The sequence below is a fragment of the Pantoea trifolii genome (assembly GCF_024506435.1).
GTDB classification, from domain to species: domain Bacteria; phylum Pseudomonadota; class Gammaproteobacteria; order Enterobacterales; family Enterobacteriaceae; genus Pantoea; species Pantoea trifolii.
Genome location: NZ_JANIET010000002.1, coordinates 37,098 through 56,909, shown reverse-complemented (window position 1 = coordinate 56,909; position 19,812 = coordinate 37,098). Strand labels below are relative to the sequence as shown.

At 55.1% G+C, this 19,812-nt stretch carries 24 protein-coding genes; 7 read left to right on the top strand and 17 right to left on the bottom strand.

Translation table 11 applies throughout. The features are described 5' to 3' along the window. Window positions 1–24: 24 nt before the first annotated feature. On the bottom strand, window positions 25–1,041 hold the full coding sequence (gene ahr, locus NQH49_RS19650) for an NADPH-dependent aldehyde reductase Ahr (RefSeq protein WP_008108001.1): 1,017 nt from the start codon (window positions 1,039–1,041) through the stop codon (window positions 25–27). Window positions 1,042–1,163: 122 nt separating this feature from the next. After that, the gene (locus NQH49_RS19645; protein WP_256699089.1) at window positions 1,164–1,433 is read right to left on the bottom strand and encodes a hypothetical protein; all 270 of its coding nucleotides are present in this window, start codon (window positions 1,431–1,433) and stop codon (window positions 1,164–1,166) included. Window positions 1,434–1,713: 280 nt separating this feature from the next. On the opposite strand from NQH49_RS19645, the gene NQH49_RS19640 reads away from it, so the two are divergent. The 3 genes from NQH49_RS19640 to NQH49_RS19630 all read left to right on the top strand — a co-directional run bounded on the left by NQH49_RS19640 (window position 1,714) and on the right by NQH49_RS19630 (window position 4,068). Then, the gene (locus tag NQH49_RS19640; protein ID WP_256699087.1) at window positions 1,714–2,274 is read left to right on the top strand and encodes a thioredoxin; all 561 of its coding nucleotides are present in this window, start codon (window positions 1,714–1,716) and stop codon (window positions 2,272–2,274) included. Between the two features lie 115 nt (window positions 2,275–2,389). After that, the gene (locus NQH49_RS19635) at window positions 2,390–3,313 is read left to right on the top strand and encodes an extracellular solute-binding protein (RefSeq protein ID WP_256699085.1); all 924 of its coding nucleotides are present in this window, start codon (window positions 2,390–2,392) and stop codon (window positions 3,311–3,313) included. Then, window positions 3,313–4,068, top strand: a complete 756-nt coding sequence (locus NQH49_RS19630) for a molybdate ABC transporter permease subunit (RefSeq protein ID WP_256699084.1) — start codon at window positions 3,313–3,315, stop codon at window positions 4,066–4,068. Before NQH49_RS19635 ends, NQH49_RS19630 begins: the two co-directional genes overlap by 1 nt. Window positions 4,069–4,102: 34 nt before the next feature. Here the strand turns inward: NQH49_RS19630 and NQH49_RS19625 are convergent, their stop codons facing one another. From NQH49_RS19625 to NQH49_RS19585, 9 genes are all read right to left on the bottom strand, one after another. After that, on the bottom strand, window positions 4,103–4,573 hold the full coding sequence (locus NQH49_RS19625) for a GlcG/HbpS family heme-binding protein (RefSeq protein WP_008109237.1): 471 nt from the start codon (window positions 4,571–4,573) through the stop codon (window positions 4,103–4,105). Window positions 4,574–4,659: 86 nt separating this feature from the next. Continuing rightward, complete coding sequence (locus NQH49_RS19620) at window positions 4,660–5,271, bottom strand: response regulator transcription factor (RefSeq protein ID WP_256699083.1); 612 nt, start codon at window positions 5,269–5,271, stop codon at window positions 4,660–4,662. A 4-nt stretch (window positions 5,272–5,275) separates the two neighbouring features. Then, window positions 5,276–6,583: a sensor histidine kinase gene (locus NQH49_RS19615; RefSeq protein WP_256699082.1), complete on the bottom strand. Its 1,308-nt coding sequence runs from the start codon at window positions 6,581–6,583 to the stop codon at window positions 5,276–5,278. Between the two features lie 284 nt (window positions 6,584–6,867). Beyond that, window positions 6,868–7,644: an ABC transporter ATP-binding protein gene (locus tag NQH49_RS19610; RefSeq protein WP_256699081.1), complete on the bottom strand. Its 777-nt coding sequence runs from the start codon at window positions 7,642–7,644 to the stop codon at window positions 6,868–6,870. Next, window positions 7,641–8,327, bottom strand: coding sequence for an ABC transporter permease (locus NQH49_RS19605; RefSeq protein WP_061719022.1), 687 nt, complete (start codon window positions 8,325–8,327; stop codon window positions 7,641–7,643). The genes NQH49_RS19610 and NQH49_RS19605 overlap by 4 nt, the downstream gene beginning before the upstream one ends. Window positions 8,328–8,336: 9 nt before the next feature. Then, on the bottom strand, window positions 8,337–9,056 hold the full coding sequence (locus tag NQH49_RS19600; protein WP_008109228.1) for an ABC transporter permease: 720 nt from the start codon (window positions 9,054–9,056) through the stop codon (window positions 8,337–8,339). 12 nt (window positions 9,057–9,068) lie between these two features. Next, entirely contained in the window at window positions 9,069–9,917 is an 849-nt protein-coding gene (locus NQH49_RS19595) for a transporter substrate-binding domain-containing protein (RefSeq protein WP_305961345.1), read from the bottom strand. A gap of 21 nt (window positions 9,918–9,938) precedes the next feature. Further along, on the bottom strand, window positions 9,939–11,126 hold the full coding sequence (locus NQH49_RS19590; RefSeq protein WP_256699078.1) for a M20 metallopeptidase family protein: 1,188 nt from the start codon (window positions 11,124–11,126) through the stop codon (window positions 9,939–9,941). Window positions 11,127–11,375: 249 nt separating this feature from the next. After that, a complete protein-coding gene (locus tag NQH49_RS19585) occupies window positions 11,376–12,266 on the bottom strand; it encodes a LysR substrate-binding domain-containing protein (RefSeq protein ID WP_256699077.1) in 891 nt (296 codons plus the stop codon). Between the two features lie 105 nt (window positions 12,267–12,371). Between NQH49_RS19585 and NQH49_RS19580 the strand changes: the two genes are divergently transcribed. Continuing rightward, the gene (locus NQH49_RS19580) at window positions 12,372–13,076 is read left to right on the top strand and encodes an SDR family oxidoreductase (protein WP_256699166.1); all 705 of its coding nucleotides are present in this window, start codon (window positions 12,372–12,374) and stop codon (window positions 13,074–13,076) included. 340 nt (window positions 13,077–13,416) lie between these two features. On the opposite strand, the gene NQH49_RS19575 is transcribed toward NQH49_RS19580, so the two are convergent. Next, complete coding sequence (locus NQH49_RS19575) at window positions 13,417–14,349, bottom strand: AraC family transcriptional regulator (protein WP_256699076.1); 933 nt, start codon at window positions 14,347–14,349, stop codon at window positions 13,417–13,419. A gap of 159 nt (window positions 14,350–14,508) precedes the next feature. On the opposite strand from NQH49_RS19575, the gene NQH49_RS19570 reads away from it, so the two are divergent. After that, the gene (locus NQH49_RS19570) at window positions 14,509–15,240 is read left to right on the top strand and encodes an SDR family oxidoreductase (protein ID WP_256699075.1); all 732 of its coding nucleotides are present in this window, start codon (window positions 14,509–14,511) and stop codon (window positions 15,238–15,240) included. Between the two features lie 45 nt (window positions 15,241–15,285). Here NQH49_RS19570 and NQH49_RS19565 read toward each other — a convergent pair whose 3' ends face one another. From NQH49_RS19565 to NQH49_RS19555, 3 genes are read right to left on the bottom strand one after another with little or no spacing between them, the layout of a single operon-like run. Then, entirely contained in the window at window positions 15,286–15,972 is a 687-nt protein-coding gene (locus NQH49_RS19565; RefSeq protein WP_256699074.1) for a DJ-1/PfpI family protein, read from the bottom strand. A 51-nt stretch (window positions 15,973–16,023) separates the two neighbouring features. Beyond that, on the bottom strand, window positions 16,024–16,992 hold the full coding sequence (gene corA / locus NQH49_RS19560; protein WP_256699165.1) for a magnesium/cobalt transporter CorA: 969 nt from the start codon (window positions 16,990–16,992) through the stop codon (window positions 16,024–16,026). Window positions 16,993–17,035: 43 nt separating this feature from the next. After that, window positions 17,036–17,506 (bottom strand): GNAT family N-acetyltransferase, encoded by a 471-nt coding sequence (locus NQH49_RS19555; protein ID WP_256699073.1) that lies wholly within the window; start codon window positions 17,504–17,506, stop codon window positions 17,036–17,038. A gap of 93 nt (window positions 17,507–17,599) precedes the next feature. Here NQH49_RS19555 and NQH49_RS19550 point away from each other — a divergent pair, with 93 nt between their 5' ends. Beyond that, window positions 17,600–18,142, top strand: coding sequence for a GNAT family N-acetyltransferase (locus NQH49_RS19550; protein WP_256699072.1), 543 nt, complete (start codon window positions 17,600–17,602; stop codon window positions 18,140–18,142). On the opposite strand, the gene NQH49_RS19545 is transcribed toward NQH49_RS19550, so the two are convergent. Both NQH49_RS19545 and NQH49_RS19540 read right to left on the bottom strand, forming a co-directional pair. Continuing rightward, window positions 18,124–18,444 (bottom strand): branched-chain amino acid transport AzlD family protein, encoded by a 321-nt coding sequence (locus tag NQH49_RS19545; RefSeq protein ID WP_008109204.1) that lies wholly within the window; start codon window positions 18,442–18,444, stop codon window positions 18,124–18,126. The two genes, NQH49_RS19550 and NQH49_RS19545, sit on opposite strands and share 19 nt — an antisense overlap. Further along, on the bottom strand, window positions 18,434–19,108 hold the full coding sequence (locus NQH49_RS19540; protein WP_008109202.1) for an AzlC family ABC transporter permease: 675 nt from the start codon (window positions 19,106–19,108) through the stop codon (window positions 18,434–18,436). The genes NQH49_RS19545 and NQH49_RS19540 overlap by 11 nt, the downstream gene beginning before the upstream one ends. A gap of 102 nt (window positions 19,109–19,210) precedes the next feature. Between NQH49_RS19540 and NQH49_RS19535 the strand changes: the two genes are divergently transcribed. After that, on the top strand, window positions 19,211–19,759 hold the full coding sequence (locus NQH49_RS19535; RefSeq protein WP_061719009.1) for a helix-turn-helix domain-containing protein: 549 nt from the start codon (window positions 19,211–19,213) through the stop codon (window positions 19,757–19,759). The last annotated feature ends 53 nt before the right edge of the window (window positions 19,760–19,812 follow it).

Below are 19,812 nucleotides of genomic sequence, written 5' to 3'. Positions count from 1 at the left end.
CAGTAATGCGCACCGTTTGACGTATTAAAAATCGGCTTTCAACACTACGCGGTAATTGGCTTTACCCGCGCGTACGTGATCCAACGCTTCGTTGATTTTGGACATCGGGAACTCTTCCACCTGTGGCGCGATATCCGCACGCGATGCCAGTTTCATCAGTGAACGCAGCTGGCCTGGTGAACCGGTAGAAGAACCGGTCACCGCGCGATCGCCCATAATCAGGCTGAACGCCGGCACTTCAAACGGCTTCATTACTGCGCCGACGGTGTGGAATTTACCGTGCGGTGCCAGCGCCTGGAAGTACGGTGCCCAATCGAGATCGACGGCTACCGTGCTGATGATCAAATCAAATTGCCCAGCCAGCGCGTTCAGCGCCTGTGGGTCGCGGCTGTTAACCACGCGGTCCGCGCCCATCGCTTTGATCGACTCGGTTTTGCTGGCGTTGGAGCTGAATGCCGTCACTTCTGCACCCATCGCACGCAGCAATTTAATCGCCATGTGGCCCAGGCCGCCAATGCCGATCACGCCAACGCGGCTGGTTGCGGTGACATGATGCATCAACAGCGGTTTAAATACGGTGATGCCGCCACACAGCAGTGGACCCGCCGAAGTGTAATCCATCGCTTCCGGCAGCGGGATCACCCATTGCCAGTCGGCACGCAGATGGCTGGCAAAACCGCCTTTATTCATGATGGTTGGCACCGAACCGTTTTCACAGTTGACGTGCTCGCCATTGATACAGGCATTACAGTGCTGACAGCTTTTCGCTGTCCAGCCGATGCCCACGCGCTGGCCCACTTTCAAACCTTTGTTTTGCGCCGCGTCGCCTAAGGCGCTGATGCGACCAATCACTTCATGGCCGGCAATCACCGGGAACGAGGAGATGCCCCACTCGTTATCGATCATCGACAAATCTGAGTGACAAACACCGCAGTAATCGACCTCAACCTGCACCTCTTCAGCAGCCAGTTCACCAGCTTCGTACTCGTGAGGCACCAGCGCTTCACCCGCGTTCAAGGCGGCATAACTTTTGATTTTCATTACTGTCCTCTGTATCCAGGTTTTTGACAGGGCAAGTCTAGCAGAGCGTGTTTCCCGCTCTTGACCATAAATCCGTCACTTAGCCGCTTTAACGCGTTAAAACCGCTGAAAAGCATCAAGGGTTAAAGCGGATCATGATAAATCGGCGTGCGATAGGCGACGCGCGCCTCTTCAATCAGTTGGCTGGCGGTTACCGTCGGCGGCAAGCGCGTTAGCACTCTGCTCGCTTGCCAGTAACACAACACCATTAATTCATCGGATTCGCTCTCCGCCATCTCCAGCAGCCGCTCACGCAGAGTGGGAACGTCCAGCGTTTCATGTTCGTCCATTAACTCAACAATGGTTTCGTTGAGAACCTGATGAATGATTTTCCAGGAGAGATTGGCAAACACATTGAACCTCGATGCTCTTAACGTTTGGCTCCAGGCAAATGAACTAAAAATGCTACAAGTAAGAAGATTGAAACAGGATTAACTATAGCCGCTTATTTTCTGTGCAAAGCCGGTGCGGGCCGAGTTTCTTGTAGCTCGCGGATCTATAAAACGATTTTTCTTTCGTCACATTTGCAGCCCGCGAATGGCTTTGTAACAAAAAAGCATAAGCCCGCGCTGGCTGTCTGCGCAGCGCTTTGCCAAAGTAAGGCAACTTTTATCGTTGCAAAAGGGAATTACCATGAGCCAATCCACCGCATTACACGCCGATCCGCTGGTTTGGGGCCACGGCCCGAAAGTGTTTGAAGTCTTTCTGGAACCGACCTGCCCGTTCTCCGTGCGCGCATTCAACAAGCTCGACGCGCTGCTGCAATTAGTGGGCGAAGAGAAGATGACGTTAAAAATCCGTTTGCAATCACAGCCCTGGCATATGTATTCGGGTGTGATTGTGCGCTACATCCTTGCCGCCTCAACCTTGCCGGAAGGCAAAGCGGCAGCCAAAAAGGTGCTGCAAGCGGTGGCCGATCATCGTGAAGAGTTCGAGTTTATCGATCACAGCCACGGCCCGAATATGGACGCGACGCCGAATCAGATTCTCGATCGTCTTGAGCAGTACAGCGGCGTTAACGCACGCGAACCGTTCCTGCGTGCCGGACTGCAAAATGAGATCAAATGGCACAGCAAATATTCGCGGCAAAATGGCATCCACGTTTCACCAACCTTCATCACCAATGGGTTAGTGCAGCTGGATATCGGCAGCGGCGACGAGATTGAATCCTGGGCCAAACGCATTCTCGCCTAAGCGCGTCGGCCCGTTGCGGCGGGCCTTTGGTATGATTTCGCAATAGATTTTCGCTTGCACTGCTTGCCTCAATTCCGATAATCGCTATCTACCTAATTATATAGCGATAAACGAAATGCGATTTACTCACCTCACCGCGCTGCTGCTCACAGCGGGCGCGGGCTTTAGTCTGCATGCACAAACGAACACCGATATCCGCGTGACCTACGCCGGTTCGATGGGCAAAGTGATGGACCAATCATTAGGTCCGGCCTTTGCTAAGCAAAATAACGGCACGTACGAAGGTCAGGGCCAGGGCGCCTATGGCATGGCACGTTTGCTGGCGAGCAAAAAAATCACCGCCGATGTGTTTGTTTCCATCACACCAGGGCCGATGCAGATCCTGAAAGATGCTGGATTGATTGATGATGCGGTCCCAGTGGCGAGCACCAGTATGGTGGTGGCGTATAGCCCGAAAGGAAAATACGCGCAGCAGTTCGCGCAGGCCAAAGGCAGCAACACCAGCTGGCTGAAGGTGCTGGCAACGCCAGGCATTAAGTTTGGCCGCACCGATCCGATCAACGACCCTAAAGGTCAGAACATCATCTTTACCCTGCTGCTAGCTGAGAAGTATTACCATCAGCCGGGCATCGCCGATAAAATTATGGGCGGCTATCAAAATCCGGCACAAACCCATCTGGAAGGCGGCCTGCTAACACGGCTGGAAAGCGGCCAGGTTGATGCCGCCGCCGGTTACGAGAGCGAAGTGATCTCCGCGCATCTGCCCTATGTGGCACTGCCCGACGAGATTAATCTGAGTAATCCGGCAATGGCGAAGCAGTGGTACAACACGGTGAGTTTCAGCGTGAAAGACGGCGCGGGCAAAGACAAAGTGCTACACACGCAGCCGCTGGTTTACTACGCCGCCGTGTTGAAGAACGCCCCGCACGGCGCTGCCGCCGGCAAAGCCTTTGTCGATTTTATGCTGAGTCAGCCGGGACAGGCGCTGTTTAAACAGAATGGCTATGCCGCGCCGAAAGGCAGTTCGATCTACCCTTGATGAAAACCCGTCACGCCACCGCGCTATGGCTGTCACTGCCCGCACTGCTGTTGCTGGCGGTGCCTTTTCTCACGCTGATTGGCGTCACCAACTGGCAGCATCTGCAGCTGGCGTGGGGCGATGGCAATGCTATCGCTACGTCGCTGGGTTTGGGTGTGATCGCGCTATTGCTGATTTTTGTCAGTGGATTGCCGCTGGCATGGTGGCTGTCGCAGGCGCGCGGTCGGATGCGGTTAATCGTCGAACTGCTGGTGATGATCCCGCTGCTGACGCCGCCGCTGGCGATGGGGATTTTGTTGGTAAGCGCTTACGGGCCGTATAGTTTGCCGGGTGAACTGTTGGAGAAGTTTGGCTGGACGCTGGTGAATAATCCGGCCGCGTTTATTCTGGCGCAATGGTACGGCGCGTTGCCCTACTTCGTCACCACCGCACGTTCGGCGTTTGCCGGTGTGCCAAAGCCGATTCTGGAAGCGGGCCGCACGTTGGGCGCGTCGCCGTGGCAGCGTTTTTGGCGTCTATCGATCCCGCTTGCCGCGCCGGGGCTGGCAACCGCCAGCGCACTGGCGTGGGCGCGTGCTATGGGCGAGTTTGGCATCGTGATGATCTTTGCCTGGTTCCCGCAGGGCATGCCGGTTCAGCTGTATAACAACCTGCAAAATAATGGCATCGACGCGGTGTATGTGCTGCTGTGGTTGCTGCTGCTGTTTACGTTGCCGATGCCGCTGATCTGTTTTGCGCTGTCACGCCGCATGTGACCATGTCGCCATGAATGGCGACCCTAGACTTTGTTTATAACGCTTTCAGTGCATCCATCGCGCAGGCTTCATCCAGATTGCCGCCCGGTGCGCCGCCGATGCCGATTGCGCCAATCACCTGATCGCCGCTTTTCACCGGCACACCACCCGCCAACAGCAGGAAGCCAGGAATATCACGCATATTCTGCGCACCGGCATTATTCTGCGCCGCTTCCATCACCTTGCCGCTTGGATTTTTGGTGCTGAGCGCGGTGTAGGCTTTCATCTGGCTGGCTTCCACGGTGTGCGGACCGGCATTATCCATGCGCTGCACCGCTTTTACCACACCGGCACGATCAACCACGGTCACGGCTACGTTGTAGTTTTTCGCCGCGCACGACTGAATCGCGGCGCTTGCCAGCTTCTGTGCGTCAGCCAGTGAAAGGTTGGATTCAGTTAATGCCGCATGGCTGCCAAAGGAAACAAAGGCCGCCGCAGCGGCAATCAGAGAAAGGCGGATGTTCATGTGTCACTCCTGTTTAATAGTGAGTGGCACTTTAAAGCGCGGCAGAGAAAAGCAATATTCGGGCGATTACCCGTTCATCCTGGTAGTTATACCTGGTTCAGCTGCTGGCAGGCGTGAATCAATTGCGCGAGATTATTGAGTTCCAGCTTGGCGAACACTGCCGCGCGGTGCGCTTCCACGGTACGCGGCGACAGCAATAAATCACGCGCGATCTCTTTGCTGGTTTGCCCGGCAATCATCATTTGCATTACTTCAGTTTCACGCGCCGATAATAGCGCAAATCGCGCCTGCAAACCCTGCTGCGACTGCCAGCGCCCGGCACGTTGTTCACTCTCATTGAATGCCAGATGGATAGTTTCCAGCAGCGGTTCTATATCCAGCGGCTTGGTGTAAAACTCAAACGCGCCCTGACGAAATGCACGACGGCAGGCATCAATGGTACCGTGACCGGTCATGATGATCACCGGCAGCAGCGGATGGCGATCGCCCTGTTCCGCCAGCCAGCTCAGGCCGCTAATGCCCGGCATGCGCACATCCAGCAGCAAACAGCCACGCAGCGGTTCCTGCGCTTGCGTGGCCGCTTCAAATGCGGCCAGATCGGCAAAATCGGCCACGTCATATTCCAGCGTTTTAAGTAAAAAACCGAGCGATTCACGCACAGACAAATCATCATCCACTAACCAAACCTTTGCGACCATTCCGTTACTCCGCCAGTTGGAAAATTAAGGTAATCTCCGCGCCGCCTGCAGCGCGATTTGCCAGCCGCAGCTGGCCGTTCATGCGTAACATCAAGTTCTCGACCAACGTCATGCCTAATCCCATGCTATTGGCGCGCGTGCTGTAAAACGGCATGCAAGCCTGCGCTAATCCTTCCGCAGAGAAGCCGGGACCGTTATCACTGATGATGATTTTGATGCCCTGTGAAACATGCTCCGATGCAATGTTCACCCATGCATCGGGACGTCCGTGCTGCATGTGAATGGCGTTTTGCAACAGGTTGTGGAACACCTGTTCCAGCCACTGTGGATCGCTTAGCACTCTCGCCTGACCGTGCTGGAACTGCTGACGCAGCGCGACATCGCCATCATCCAGTTCCTGTTGCAACAGCACTGTTACGCGCCGCCAAACCGCTTCCGGATTCACAGCGCTCATCGCTACCGGGCGTTCGCTCACGATGTCGCGAAAACGCTGCAGCAACGCCGCGAGGCGTTCGGTTTGCAAACTCATCGCGTTGAGCGCCTGTGGCAGATTTTCGTGTTTACCCTGCCTCAACAGTAACTGACTGCTATGCAACCAGGTGTTGATGGCGGTCAGCGGCTGATTGATTTCATGAATGATGCCCGCAGTGAACTCGCCCAGCGCTTCACGCCGCGTACGCTGGAAATAGTCCGCACGCAGGCGCATCTCCACATGCTGACGCCATTGACGCAACAGCCACCAGCCCAAGCCGCCAATCACCAGCCACAACAGCAGCGCCAGCGTAAATGGCAGCATATGCAGCGAACGCCAGTCGGGATTGGCGCTGCCTTTCAGCAAGAACGGCTGATAGTGATTGATGAACGGCCGCTGCCATTGCCAACGCGCCGAGTCCGAATAGTTCGCTGTCTGCATCGCAGGCGGAGCGTGGATATGAAACGCCAACGCCAGCGCTACATCTGAGGTTTGCAGGGCAAAGTGCAAATCGATCAGCATGCGAATCTGGCGGTAAGGATTGTAGAGCCAATAGCGTCCACCGCTCACTTCTTCAAAACGTGGCGCGGTTAACGGACGATTTACGGTGTGTTCCAGCAGGACAAGCTGCGGAAATTTGCTCTGCAAAGCAGCGAGATCCTCATCGCCATCAAGCAGCGGCAATAGCGTTTCATTCTGCGTTTGATAGGCGGCAAGGCGGTTAAATTGCTGATTAAATTGCGCCTCGCCCACACGCTGCTGCTGCAAAATTTGATCGGCAAATAACGCTATCAAGGTGATCAGCGTTAACAGTAGCCAGACCAGCCAATACCTTTTCATCCATGGTCGGTAAGTGTGCGGCATAGAATTCCGTGGTTATGCAGTAAAGAAGTACTCCAGCAAAGGAGGCCTGACTAAAGTCAAACGTTGTAACCCGCGCCGTATTGGGATTCAACGACTTTTCCCGGTCGGCTCGTGTTTTCAGAAGTGTGCCTGACGCGCGGTCGCTGCGATTCGGACCACCAAATACGACAGCACTGGCTTTGATTACGAGGAAATTAATGGAAACCATGAGGTGCACCAGCTCGCTCATGGAGCTGGTGCAAACAGAAAGGAAGCTGTTATTAACTATTCCGATTTAAGTGACTACTCACAAATGCGCGACAGCGTGCTGAAAGCGGATCGCTGAAAACTTGCTGTGGCGAACCGGCTTCTTCAATCTTGCCCTGATGCAGAAACACCGCTTTGTTCGAGACATCGCGCGCGAAGCCCATTTCATGCGTAACGATGATCATGGTGCGTCCCTCTTCTGCCAGACTGCGAATCACGCGTAACACTTCGCCCACCAGCTCGGGGTCAAGCGCTGACGTCGGCTCATCAAACAGAATCGCCTTCGGCTGCTGCGCCAGCGCACGGGCAATCGCCACGCGCTGTTGCTGACCACCCGAAAGCTGCGAAGGCCACGCGTTACGCTTCTCGTACAGACCCACTTTTTGCAGCAGCGCTTCGGCCTCTTCAATCGCCTCTTTGCTACTGCGTTTCTGCACATGAATCGGCGCTTCGATGATGTTCTGCAATACGGTTTTATGCGGCCACAGATTGAAGCTCTGGAAGACAAAACCGAGCTGCATGCGCATCAGCTTGATGCGGTGCTGCTGCTCACGGCTGAGCTTCTCGTCGGGATTATCGATAGTTACCACTTCGTCACCCACCGCAATTTCCCCGCCCTGCGGCACTTCTAAAAACGGAATGCAGCGCAACAAGGTACTTTTGCCGGAGCCGCTGGCACCGATCAGCGAAATCACGTCGCCATCCTGCGCCGTCAGGCTGATATCGTGCAGCACTTCGTGCCCGCTATAACTTTTTCTGAGATGACTCAGGGCGATAGTGGGTTTACTCATGGACGTGCTCCAACGTGATAAGGGGACAAACGGCGCTCCAGCAGCGCCACCGCTTTACTCACCAGCACGGTCAGTAGCAGATAGATAATCGCCGCGCTGATAAACACCTCCAGCGCGCGGAAAGTTTCAGAGACAATGGAATCAGCAATACCGGTCATCTCCATCAAGCTGATGGTGCTGACCAGCGAGGTCGATTTGATCATCGAGATAATTTCATTGCTGTAAGCCGGCAATGCCTGGCGCACCGCCAGCGGCAGCGTGATGCGACGCAGCGTGGTGAAGCGCGACATGCCGCTCACTTTGGCCGCTTCCAGCGACTGCACGCTCACCGCGTTGAGCCCGCCGCGCAGAATCTCCGAGGTGTAAGCCGCATCGTTAAGAATTAATGCAATCAAACCGCACCAGTAAGGATCGCGCAGCAGCGGCCACAGCACGCTTTCGCGCACCGCTGGTAAGCTGCCGAGGCCGTAATAGATCATGAAGATCTGAATCAGCAACGGCGTGCCGCGAAATACCCAGACGTAGAAACGGGTAACGTAGCTGCCGAAGCGATTTTGGCGCAGCAGATTGAGCAGCAGCGCCAGCACGCCGCCACCCAACAGCGACAGCAGCGCCAGATTGAGCGTGAGCGGCAGGCCGCGCAGCAACGCAGCTAAGGTGTGCTGCAGGAAAGTGACATCCATCGTGGCTCCTTACAACCGCGCGCGTTGTTGCCCGCGCATGGCCACTTTTTCCACATAGCGGAAAACAAAATCGGAACAGGTGGTGATGATCAGGTAGATCACCGCGCCAACGCTGTAGAAGAAGAACGGCATTTGCGTCGAGTTCGAGGCGGTGGAGATCTGGTTCATGGTTTCCACTAAGCCAGTAACCGAAACCAGCGCCGACTCTTTGATCACCGATTGCCACTGATTGCCCATGCCCGGCAGCGCAGTTTTCAGCGCCTGCGGCACAATCATGCGGCGGAACAGCATCAAACGGCCCATGCCGGTTACCGTTGCGGCTTCCAGCGTGCCTTTTGGGATCGCATAGAACGCACCGCGGAACACGCTGCTTTGATAAGCGCCGGAGATCAGGCCGATGGCAATCGCACCGGCGACAAAGCCGTTCACATCAAACGGTCCTTGTAGGCCAAGACTTTCCCCAACAAACGACACCACCTGACGCCCACCAAAATAGAACAGGTAGATCACCAGCAGCTCCGGCACACCACGAAACAGCGTGATGTAACCGTTGGCGAGGCGCTGCTGCCAGCGCCCACCACCAATCTGCATCCAACACAACAGGCTGCCGAGAATTGCGCCCAGCAGCCATGCACATAATGAAACGGTGACGGTCACCGTGGCAGCGTTAAGCAACACGCCGCCCCAACCTTCGTCACCAAAACCTAAGATTTGCCAATCAATAGCCATAAGCGCCTGGAATTACTCTTTAGGTGCGACGTTTTCGCCGAACCATTTTTCAGACAGCTGCTTCAGCGTGCCATCTTTGATCATTGAATTTAACGCGTTATCCAGCGCCGCCTTCAGCTCAGGATTGTTTTTCTGAATCGCGATAGCGGAACCCTGGCCCAACACGCCGCCCGAGAAACCGTAACCGGTGCTATTAACAGTATCCGCATGCTTTTTCACATAGGCATTCAGGTTGGTGCGTGACGCCATTACCGCATCAACACGGCCGTTCAGCAGATCGGCGAAGGTTTCCGGGCCAGCCTGATAGGTGCGAATCGTTGCCACATCCGCCAGATATTTGTTGAGGAAATCCGCCTGAATGGTGGCAACCTGCACCGCAATGGTTTTGCCTTTGAATTTGGCTTTCAAAGCATCGATAGATTTGGTCATAGCCGCTTCGTCATCCGCCAGCACCACTTCGCCATTGCCTGGCAAGGTATCAACTGCGCTGCCTTTCAGAGTCACGAATCCTGAAACACTCACGGTGTACTGGCGAGAGAAATCCACCACTTCTTCACGCTTCGGCGTGACGGTCACGGCATCGATCACCGCGTCATATTTGCCATCGACTAAACCCGGAATCATACCGGACCATTTCTGCGCCACGATTTCGTATTTGAAACCAGCACGTTTAGCGATTTCAGCCACCATATCCGGCTCATAACCGACGATTTTGCCGTTCGGCGTGGATTGGTTAAATGGCGGATAAGCAGCTTCAGTGGCGAATTTCAGCGTGCCAAAATCTTTTGCCTGCACCAGAGCGGAAGAGGCAAGCAGCAGCATGCCCATAGAAGCGGTAAACAGTCCTTTACGCATCATCAGAAAACCTCGAAGTTCGTTATTTTAAGAGAGTAAATCAATGGCTAAACGGGCTAATGCCTGCGTGCCGGCATGGATACTGCGCTCGTCGGGTTGGTAATCCGAATTGTGCAGATGGTCGTCGCGCCCCGGCGCGCCGGATCCGATGTGGATCTGGCAGCCTGGCGCGCGCTCGGTAAACAGCGAGAAATCTTCAGCACCAAAACTGGCGCTCGGTTTGGCGACAATCACCTTACTAAACTGATGCGATAAAATCGGTTCCAGCGCATCAATCAGCGCATCGTCGTTCATCAACGGCGGTACGCCGCGCTGATAATTGACCTCAACGCGCACATTCAGCGACAGCGCGACGCCCGCGCAGATACGTTTGAACGCCTCTTCGATATGCACACGCGCCGCCGGTGATTTGGCGCGCACCGTGCCCTGAATCAGGCAGCTATCGGAAATGATGTTGTGCGTACTGCCGCCATGAATGTGCCCGATGGTCAGCACTGCCGAGTTGGCGGGATCGAGCTCGCGCGAAATAATGGTTTGCAGCTGGCTGACCAGGTTCACGGCGGCTATGATCGGATCGGTTCCCATGTGCGGACGGGCGGCATGCGTTGATTTACCGTGCACCACCACATCAAACTCGTCGCTGGAGGCGGTGCTGGCACCGCGCGTTAAGCCAATTTCCCCGGCGGACAGTTCCGGTTTATTGTGCAGCGTAATGGCAAGATCGACGCCGTCTGCCGCGCCATCGGCGATCATCGCTTCGGCACCGCTATCAGGCGTCTCTTCCGCTGGCTGAAAAATCAAACGCAAGGTGCCATGCAATTGCGCGCGATAGTGCGGCACAATCGCCGCCACGCCGAGCATCGTCGCGGTGTGAATATCGTGGCCGCAGGCGTGCATTTTGCCGGGATATTGGCTGCTGAAAGATAAACCGGTTTGTTCATGGATTGGCAATGCATCCATGTCCGCGCGTAACAGCACGGTTTTACCGGGATGCGCGCCGACAATCTCAACCATCACGCCGGTTCTGCCGACGCCGGTTTTCGGCGTCAAACCCAGGCGCAGCAGCTCCTGCTCAACGATGTGCGCAGTGCGAATGGTGTCGAAACCTAGTTCCGGATGCGCGTGAATGTCACGGCGGATGGCGATGAGATGCGCCTGCATGCTTTCACTTTTGGCGCTGATGTCCCTGGCTAAAACATCTTTATGGTCGGTCATAGGCAATGATCTTTTTCAGGCGCGAGCCTGGCCTTTATGGCATTTTTATTAAAATTGACTCCGTATTTATTCACAGCACCCGACAGAATGCAACGCGCAATCAGTTGCTTTACTTGCTGAATTTTCGCAATATTTTGCTAATTCACTGCCTTAGCAGGATAAAACCCCACATCTGCATCATTAAGCAGTTATAACATTCATGATCCCGTGCGTATCATCAGTTTTACTGATTTCGTTATTGAACAATAATCAGCTGCTAACCTGCGCTAAAAGCCAATCGCGCACCGCCATCACTGGCGCTTGCTCGCGCGGACGGCGCGGCCACACCAGATACCAACCGGCATCCATGGTCATTTGCTGCGGAAACGCAGGCACCAAACGTCCGCTGGCCAGATCGTTCTGCACGAAATGCGGGCTGGTGAGCGCAATGCCCTGCCCGCTGATCGCCGCTTCCAATGCCAGCGCGGTTTGATTGAAACGCAGGTGATGCTGATGATGTAGCGATACTTGCGGGAAGTTAAACGCGAGAAACGCAGGCCAAAGATGATGACCATCGTGCAGCAAGGCGTAGCGCAGACAGTTGTCGCTGTCGGCCGGATTTCCCAGCTCGGCAAGCAGCGCCGGACTCACTACCGCTAATACCGTTTGGCTAAACAGTAAAGTGGCATCCAGACCCGCGCCAAATGGCGGCCTGCCGTAGCGCACCGCTAAATCGACGCCTTCATGATGAAACTGCACCAGCCGCTCAGACGCCAACACGCGCAGATCGATATCCGGCCACGCGGCGGTAAAACCCGGTAAGCGTGGCAGCATCCAGCGGCTGGCAAAGGTGGGCGTTACGCTTAACGTTAAGCGATTCGGTTCCGGACGCAGCGTGCGCGTGGCTTCATCGATCAGTTCAAACGCTTGGCGGATGCTCACCGCATAACCTGCACCTGCGCCGGTCAGCGCCAGCGTGCGCGGCAATCGATCGAATAATTTCAGCCCAAGGCTGGATTCCAGACCGCGAATTTGCTGCGCCACCGCGCCCTGCGTCACGCCTAACTCTTCCGCCGCCAGGCGAAAATTAAGATGCCGCGTCACGGCTTCAAACACTTTCAATGCATTGAGCGACGGCAACTCGTTAAATCCCTGGCTCATCCTGTAGTTTTCCTATCGTCAATTGGCAAACAGACTGACTCTCTGCTGCTGAAATTACCTTTTATACTGGATTTAATCGATTTTTAATTAACAGGAAGATCAATGATGACAGTAGAAAAAGTCGCAGTAATCGTCGCAGGCGGCAGCGGCATGGGTGCAGCAGCAGCGGAGAAACTGGCAAGTGACGGCTTTAAAGTGGCGATCCTCTCTTCATCCGGTAAAGGTGAAGCGCTGGCGGAGCGGCTGGGCGGTTTAGGCGTGACCGGTTCTAATCAGTCGATTGCAGATCTGCAGAAGCTGGTGGATCAAACGCTGGCGCGTTGGGGCCGCATTGATGTGCTGGTGAACAGCGCCGGTCATGGTCCGCGTGCGCCGATTCTGGAATTAACCGACGAGCAGTGGCAGCTCGGCATGGAAACCTACTTTTTGAATGTGGTGCGCGCCACGCGCCTGGTCACGCCAACCATGCAGAAACAGGGCGGCGGCAGCATTATCAATATCTCCTCGGCGTGGACGTTTGAGCCAACCGATATGTTCCCGACCTCAGCGGTGTTCCGTGCCGGGCTGGCATCCTTCACCAAAATCTTCGCCGATACTTACGCGGCCGATAACATTCGCATCAACAATGTGCTGCCTGGCTGGATCGATAGCTTGCCGAAAACCAATGAACGTCGCGACAGCGTGCCATTACAACGCTACGGCACGTCTGCAGAAGTGGCAGCAACCATCGCCTTCCTGGCATCGCCTGGTGCGGCCTATATTACCGCCCAGAATATTCGCGTTGACGGCGGCGTGACGCGCAACGTGTAATGAGAAAAATATCTGGATGTCGCCGTGAATAGCCTCCTGACTTTCACGGCTTTTTATTTTATTACCGATTATTTATCAAGCAAAAAACAAGACTGGTCTTGTCGATTTTACCCCTCAAAAAAAGTCAGAATATTCTTATTCGCTGACAGAATTTTCCTGCTTCAGCTCGCTTACTTACTTTTATGAACATTTTGATTTGAGGTCGCTATGCAATCGGTTCTACGTGCTCGTATGTCTACTCTTTTCACCGCACAACGCCATCAGGTTTGGCAACTGATGTTTACCGGCTGTGCTGCCTTCTGGATTTTATTAGTGGTTGCCATCATGAGCATTTGCTAAGTTAATGCGCCTGCAATCGGCCGGACAGCTGCTCCGGCGGTAACAACTCAAACGCCCGCTTCATCTCCCGCGCTTCTTCTGCCGGACTGCGACCAAACATCCGTTTGAACTCACGATTAAACTGCGAATCACTCTCATAGCCGACACGCGCTGCTGCGCCAGCGGCGGTGAGATTGTCGCGGATCATCATTAAACGCGCCTGATGCAAGCGCAGCGATTTTAGATATTGAATCGGCGAGGTCTGCGTCACCGTTTTAAAATGCAGATGGAAACGCGGCACGCTCATGCCGGCTTCATTCGCCAGATGCGGCACATCCAGCGGCTGACGCCAGTCGGCATGAATGCGCTGCAAAGCTCGCGCGATACGACCAAAATGGCCTTGATAGGTTAACGCCGCACGCACCGCGCCGCCCTGCTCGCCCATCAATACGCGAAAACAGATCTCTTCGACGCGCGCCGGTCCCAACACTTTGGCTTCAAGGGGATCGCTCAACGTTTCCAGTAAACGTAGCGTGCTCTCCGCCAGCGTTTCGTTGATGGGTGTGGAGATGATGCCCGCCGGTGCAGCGGTTACCGTTGTATCACTGCTGGCCAGTTGTGCCACCAGCCGCGCCACCATGGCAACATCCAGACGAATAGCGATGCCTAGCAGCGGCTCTTCTGATGTGGCTTCCGTCTCAGCAGAAAATGGCAGCGGCACCGACAACACCAGATAATGTTGCGCGTCGTAGCGATACATTTTGTCGGCGAGGAAAGCGCGTTTCGATCCCTGGCAAATAATAATGATGCTCGGCTCATACAAAACCGGCGTGCGCGCCCACTGCCGATCGGCGCGCATAAAGCGCACACTATCGAGCAGCGATTTGGTATAGCCTTCCTGGCGCGCCAGCTGGCTGAGTAAAGCGCAGGTGCGCTGTTGCACGGTGTGCGGCATGAATAATTTCCTCAGAGAGATTCAGGCAAAGCATAGCGGTGTAAATCGTGATTGCACAATGTGCACGAGAGAATCAGGCAAAGATGCGCCACAATTCGGTCTGTTGCGCACTGCGTGATTTATCAACAATAGCCTCGTCAACCCAACGAGGAATGCATCATGAATTCAGTTAAGAAAGTGATTATTTTGACGGGTGCCAGCAGCGGCATTGGCGAAAGCATTGCACGTCATCTGGCGCAACAAGGTCATCAGCTGGTGCTCGGCGCACGCCGTACCGGTCGTCTGCAGGCGTTATGTGATGAATTGCGTTTTGGCGGGGCGAGCGTGGATTACCTCGCCACCGACGTCACCCAGCGCGCCGACACACAGCAGCTGGCCGATTTTGCACTGGAGAAATATGGCCGTATTGATGTGATGATCAACAATGCGGGCGTGATGCCACTGTCACCGATGAGCTCAATGAAAGTCGATGAATGGGATTTGATGCTCGACGTCAACATTCGCGGCGTGCTGTATGGCATTGCGGCGGTGCTGCCGACTATGCAAGCGCAGCAGGTTGGTCACATTATCAATATCGCCTCAATTGGTGCACTGACTGTTTCGCCAACCGCCGCCGTGTATTGCGCCACCAAGTTTGCCGTCCGCGCGATTTCCGATGGCCTGCGTCAGGAGTCGCAGCATCTGCGGGTTACGGTGATCAATCCTGGCGTGGTGGAATCTGAACTGGCGGATATCATCAGCGATAACACCGCGCGTGACGCGATGAAGAGCTATCGCCAGATTGCGCTCAAGCCGGAAGCGATTGCCAAAGCGGTGGGTTGGGCCATCGATCAGCCTGGCGAGGTGGATACCAGTGAAATCACCGTGCGCCCTACTGCCAGCGCACATTAAGCGGTAAAACTTGTGGCGATTTCAGGCTGAAATCGCCAGTTTTTCTCAGTCACGCTTGAGCCGTGCTGCGGCACTTTCGGTCGCTACACGTCGACGAGCAATAAAATCCTGCATCTGGATTTTTGCCTCGGCCAACCGTTCCGGCGATGCGCTGCGTGGTGAACCGGAATGGAATGGCGGCGCCGGATCGTACTCCATCTGCAACTGGATATTTTCCGCTGTCTCACGTCCAAGCAGCTCTTCCGCCACGGTTAAAGCGAAATCAATGCCCGAGGTGACGCCCGCGCCAGTGATGCGGTTGCGATCGCGCACCACACGTTCCGCTACCGGCGTGGCACCGAGCAAGCTGAGTTGATCAAGCGAACCCCAATGTGACGTCGCGCGATATCCCTGCAATAAACCCGCTGCACCTAACACCAGCGAACCGGTACATACCGAAGTCACCCACTTGGCGTTTTCCGCCATGTGACGCACGAAATCCAGCGTTTCGTCATCCTCCATCAGCGCAATTTGTCCCGGACCGCCGGGGATGCAGATCAGATCGAGTTGAGGGCAATCGTCAAAGGTCACCGTTGGTACGATTGCCAGACCGCGATCTGACATCACCGGCTGGCGATCTTTCCAAATCAGATAGTTGTTAACGTTGGGCATGCGGGCAAACACTTCCCACGGACCGGTGAGATCAAGTTGCGTGAGATTGGGGAACAGCAGCAGACCAATAGTAAAGGACATCTTTCACTCCGGGTTGCAGGAAGTTGTGCAAAAAATGCAGGCATTAAACGTTTATAGCCAACCAGCCTTTTTCAGTCGCCACCACATCACACAGCAGATAACGATGGTTACGCCCACCACTGCAGGATAACCAAAGTGGGTATGCAGCTCCGGCATATCGGGGAAGTTCATGCCGTACATGCTGAAAATGATGGTCGGCACAATCAGGATCGCACCCCAACCAGCGAGCTTTTTATTCACTTCGCTTTGCTGCACTGATACCAGCGCCAGATTGACCTGCATCGCGCTGGTGAGCATTTCACGCATATCTTCCGCATCGATCATCACGTGATGCGCGTGATCCTGCACGTCACGCAGATAGGCACGCAGATTTTTAGGAATGATATCTTCGTGGAAGCGCACCAGCTGCTGGCAGATTTCGGTCACCGGCAGCGCCGCGTTACGCAGCGCCAGCAGTTCACGACGCAGATGATAAACGTTCTGCAGCGCATCGCTGTCGAAACGTGTGGTGAACATGCCCTGTTCCAACCCACTAATGCGATCGTTGAGGGATTCGGTGATTTTACTGTAGTTATCAACGATGAAATCAAGGATGCAGTAGAGCGCATAACCCGGTCCTTCACACAGTAGCGCGTGGTTCTTTTCGGCTTTGGTGCGGATGTCTGCATAGCCTTCCGAAGAACCGTGACGCACAGTGATCAGGAAGTTTTTGCCGAGGAAGAAGTGGGTTTCTCCGAAAGTGATGCGCTGCTGCTCATCCATGTGGGCGGTTTTCACCACGATAAACACCGAATCGCCGTACTGCTCGATCTTCGGTCGCTGATGCGCCACCAGCGCATCCTCAATCGCCAGTTCATGCAGGCTGAATTCCTGCTGCAGCGTCTGCATAAAAGCCGGTTCGGGTTGGTACAAACCCATCCAGACGAAGGATTTCTCTTCTTTTAATACTTCACTGATATCGGCGATATCGACATGTTCTTCGCGCTCGCCGTGGCGATAGGCTACGCAGTTAATTACCATATTCGCGCGGTCCATGTTGTTTGCACTGTTTGTCATTTTAGCCTTAAAGTTCGCGAATCATTTCGACGCAGGGAAGATCGGCTTGCGCCAGCGCCGAGGGATAAAGCGCCTCTCGCACTACACGAAAACCGTGGCGCTGATAGAAGCTACTGGCGTTGGGGGTGGCGGCGAGCGTCAGCTGATTAAAACCACGCTGACGCGCTTCATCGATAATTGCCTGCATTATCGCGCTGGCATACCCTTTGCCATTGCAGGTGGGCAACGTAAAGATCGCTTCAACGCTGCCGCTGTGCAAATCGAGAAAACCGGTCGCGGCGACGCCATATTCAGCGTCGTCGACCACATAAAAGGGATTGCTTTTTACCGCCTCGAAATAACCGTGCGGCAACGCATCGGGCGTCCATGCGCTGATCACATCTGCTGGATAAGCGTCCTGGCAACCGTGGCGAATGGCAAGGTTGCGAATACGCCACAGCGTGGCCGTTTCATCACAGCGGGCTAAACGCGGTTTCATACGTTTTCCTCTATGCTAGTAATCCGTGGAGTATCACAGTAACAAAACTCATCAGGAAGATAACGCCGATTCCGGCTACAAAAGGTTACGACAATGCAGCTCACTTCATCACGTTTGTTTCTTCGTCCGGTTGAACCCACCGATGTTCAGCGCCTGTTTGCCATCTATGGCGATCCGGATACCAATATGTTCAATCCGGCGGGTCCGTTTCCCGATGTAGCCTTTGCAGAGGAGGTAATAACTCGCTGGCTGGCGCACTGGCAATCCTTTCCCTTCGGTAACTGGGCGATTTGCCTGCGGGAACAGCCGGATGAGGTTATAGGATTTGGTGGTTTATCGGTGCGCGAGTTTGCTGGCAAGCCGGTCAATAATCTTGGCTATCGTCTGGCGAAAGAGGCGTGGGGAAAAGGTTTCGCCACCGAGTTTGCACGAAGGGTTGTCGCTTATGGCTTCGATGAATGCCAGCTTCCGGTGATTGATGCGGCGGTGCGTCAGGATCATATTGCATCACAGCAGGTACTGGAAAAGGCGGGACTGCGCTGTTACGGCCAGGTTCACGATGTTCCGGGCGCGCCCGCCAGTTTGGTATATGAATTACGCGCGCAAACCTGGCGCGATCAGGGCACGCCGAAGTAGCGTAGCAACGCGGTCATTAGCGCAGCACCGATAATTACCAGAATCAACGGTGTGCGCCGCCAGGCCAAAAATACTGCAAACAGCACGCCAGCGATGCGCGCTACGCCAGCGAAGTGCGTGCCTTCAAACAGCGCGGTGGTTACGGCTACCGCTAGCAACAAAACGGTGGCGGCATCAGACAGCATGTTGCGCGCGCGATCCGACATCTGCATACGGCTGCCAAGGCGATAACCGGCGAAGCGGATCGCATAAGTGCCTACCGCCAGCAGCGCGATACCGCCAATGATCAGATTATTTTGCATTTTTACGCTCCCGCCAGCTCAGTAATCCCAGCAATGAAAACAGCACCGGCATGCCCGCTGGCACAAACGGCGTCGCCAGCACAGAGAGCGCTGTGCCAAGCGTAGCGGGGATCAGCGTGCGACGCTGACGCAGCGCCGGGAAAATCAGGGCAATCAGGATCGCCGGGAACACCGCATCTAAACCAATGGCCGAGACATCGGGAATAAAGCGGCCGATCACCGCACCGCCAATCACCGACAGCGGCCAGATGGTAAAAATGCCCAAACCGCAAATCCAGTACGCGGCGCGACGCTGCGCCAGTTTTGGCTGAGAAATACCAAACACCACGCTTTCATCATTCATGATGTGGCACCCCAACAGACTGCGGCTGCCTTTGCCCACCAGATCTTTCACCGCAATACCAAACGGCAAATGCCGCGCGTTAACCAACAACCCAGCCGCTGCTGCGGTCAATGGACTGCCGCCGCCCGCCACAATGCCGATAAACAGAAATTCCGACGCACCGGCCAGCACCAGGGTTGAGAGTGCAATGGGCACCCACAGCGGAAAACCTTCGGCCGCCGCCAGCGAACCGTAAGAAAGCCCGACAATACCGTCGGCCAGACAAACCAGGAATATGGCTTTTATTACTCCGCGATCAAGCGGCACTGCACCCAGACGCATCACAATTTGATCTCATATCGAACAGGAAAGCCGTTATAATGAACGCAGCAGAATTGTTTTACAAGACGAACAAATCGTTCGATATAAAGAACAGGAGAGGGTTTGACCACGCCAATTGATATTATTGCTGTCGGATTACTGCGCGAACGCCAGCGCGCAGGGCTTTCACTGACAGAAGTGGCGCGTCGCGCCGGGATCGCTAAATCTACGCTGTCGCAGCTCGAAGCGGGCAACGGCAATCCCAGCCTTGAAACGTTGTGGGCGCTGTGTGTGGCGTTGAATATTCCTTTCGCGCGTTTGATGGAGCCGGAAGTGAAGCGATTGCAGGTAATTCGCCGTGGCGAAGGCATGATCGTTTCAGCGGAGATGGCGGATTATCAGGCGGCCTTGCTGGCAAGTTGCCCGCCCGGCGGACGCCGCGATCTTTATCTGGTCACCAGCCAACCTGGCGCACCGCGCGACTCAAAACCGCATCCGCCGGGATCGGTGGAGCATGTGATCATCGCGCGTGGCCGTGCGCTGGTAGGGCCGCGCGATGCACCGGTCGAACTGCATCCAGGCGACTACATTTGTTATCCCGCCGACGAACCTCATGTGTTCGAGGCTTTGGAGGCGGATACCATGGCGGTGCAGTTGTCGGAGCAGAATTGAGTTGTGGTTGTTCAGGTCGCCATCAATGGCGACTCTACGGTACAGAAGGTTAG

What these genes read in the sequence shown, in the direction of transcription:
- ahr (WP_008108001.1), bottom strand. Translation starts at nt 1,041, where the DNA reads ATGAAAATCAAAAGTTATGCCGCCTTGAACGCGGGTGAAGCGCTGGTG.
- NQH49_RS19640 (WP_256699087.1), top strand. Translation starts at nt 1,714, where the DNA reads ATGAGCCAATCCACCGCATTACACGCCGATCCGCTGGTTTGGGGCCAC.
- NQH49_RS19635 (WP_256699085.1), top strand. Translation starts at nt 2,390, where the DNA reads ATGCGATTTACTCACCTCACCGCGCTGCTGCTCACAGCGGGCGCGGGC.
- NQH49_RS19630 (WP_256699084.1), top strand. Translation starts at nt 3,313, where the DNA reads ATGAAAACCCGTCACGCCACCGCGCTATGGCTGTCACTGCCCGCACTG.
- NQH49_RS19625 (WP_008109237.1), bottom strand. Translation starts at nt 4,573, where the DNA reads ATGAACATCCGCCTTTCTCTGATTGCCGCTGCGGCGGCCTTTGTTTCC.
- NQH49_RS19620 (WP_256699083.1), bottom strand. Translation starts at nt 5,271, where the DNA reads ATGGTCGCAAAGGTTTGGTTAGTGGATGATGATTTGTCTGTGCGTGAA.
- NQH49_RS19615 (WP_256699082.1), bottom strand. Translation starts at nt 6,583, where the DNA reads ATGAAAAGGTATTGGCTGGTCTGGCTACTGTTAACGCTGATCACCTTG.
- NQH49_RS19610 (WP_256699081.1), bottom strand. Translation starts at nt 7,644, where the DNA reads ATGAGTAAACCCACTATCGCCCTGAGTCATCTCAGAAAAAGTTATAGC.
- NQH49_RS19605 (WP_061719022.1), bottom strand. Translation starts at nt 8,327, where the DNA reads ATGGATGTCACTTTCCTGCAGCACACCTTAGCTGCGTTGCTGCGCGGC.
- NQH49_RS19600 (WP_008109228.1), bottom strand. Translation starts at nt 9,056, where the DNA reads ATGGCTATTGATTGGCAAATCTTAGGTTTTGGTGACGAAGGTTGGGGC.
- NQH49_RS19590 (WP_256699078.1), bottom strand. Translation starts at nt 11,126, where the DNA reads ATGACCGACCATAAAGATGTTTTAGCCAGGGACATCAGCGCCAAAAGT.
- NQH49_RS19585 (WP_256699077.1), bottom strand. Translation starts at nt 12,266, where the DNA reads ATGAGCCAGGGATTTAACGAGTTGCCGTCGCTCAATGCATTGAAAGTG.
- NQH49_RS19580 (WP_256699166.1), top strand. Translation starts at nt 12,372, where the DNA reads ATGACAGTAGAAAAAGTCGCAGTAATCGTCGCAGGCGGCAGCGGCATG.
- NQH49_RS19575 (WP_256699076.1), bottom strand. Translation starts at nt 14,349, where the DNA reads ATGCCGCACACCGTGCAACAGCGCACCTGCGCTTTACTCAGCCAGCTG.
- NQH49_RS19570 (WP_256699075.1), top strand. Translation starts at nt 14,509, where the DNA reads ATGAATTCAGTTAAGAAAGTGATTATTTTGACGGGTGCCAGCAGCGGC.
- NQH49_RS19565 (WP_256699074.1), bottom strand. Translation starts at nt 15,972, where the DNA reads ATGTCCTTTACTATTGGTCTGCTGCTGTTCCCCAATCTCACGCAACTT.
- corA (WP_256699165.1), bottom strand. Translation starts at nt 16,992, where the DNA reads ATGGTAATTAACTGCGTAGCCTATCGCCACGGCGAGCGCGAAGAACAT.
- NQH49_RS19555 (WP_256699073.1), bottom strand. Translation starts at nt 17,506, where the DNA reads ATGAAACCGCGTTTAGCCCGCTGTGATGAAACGGCCACGCTGTGGCGT.
- NQH49_RS19550 (WP_256699072.1), top strand. Translation starts at nt 17,600, where the DNA reads ATGCAGCTCACTTCATCACGTTTGTTTCTTCGTCCGGTTGAACCCACC.
- NQH49_RS19545 (WP_008109204.1), bottom strand. Translation starts at nt 18,444, where the DNA reads ATGCAAAATAATCTGATCATTGGCGGTATCGCGCTGCTGGCGGTAGGC.
- NQH49_RS19540 (WP_008109202.1), bottom strand. Translation starts at nt 19,108, where the DNA reads ATGCGTCTGGGTGCAGTGCCGCTTGATCGCGGAGTAATAAAAGCCATA.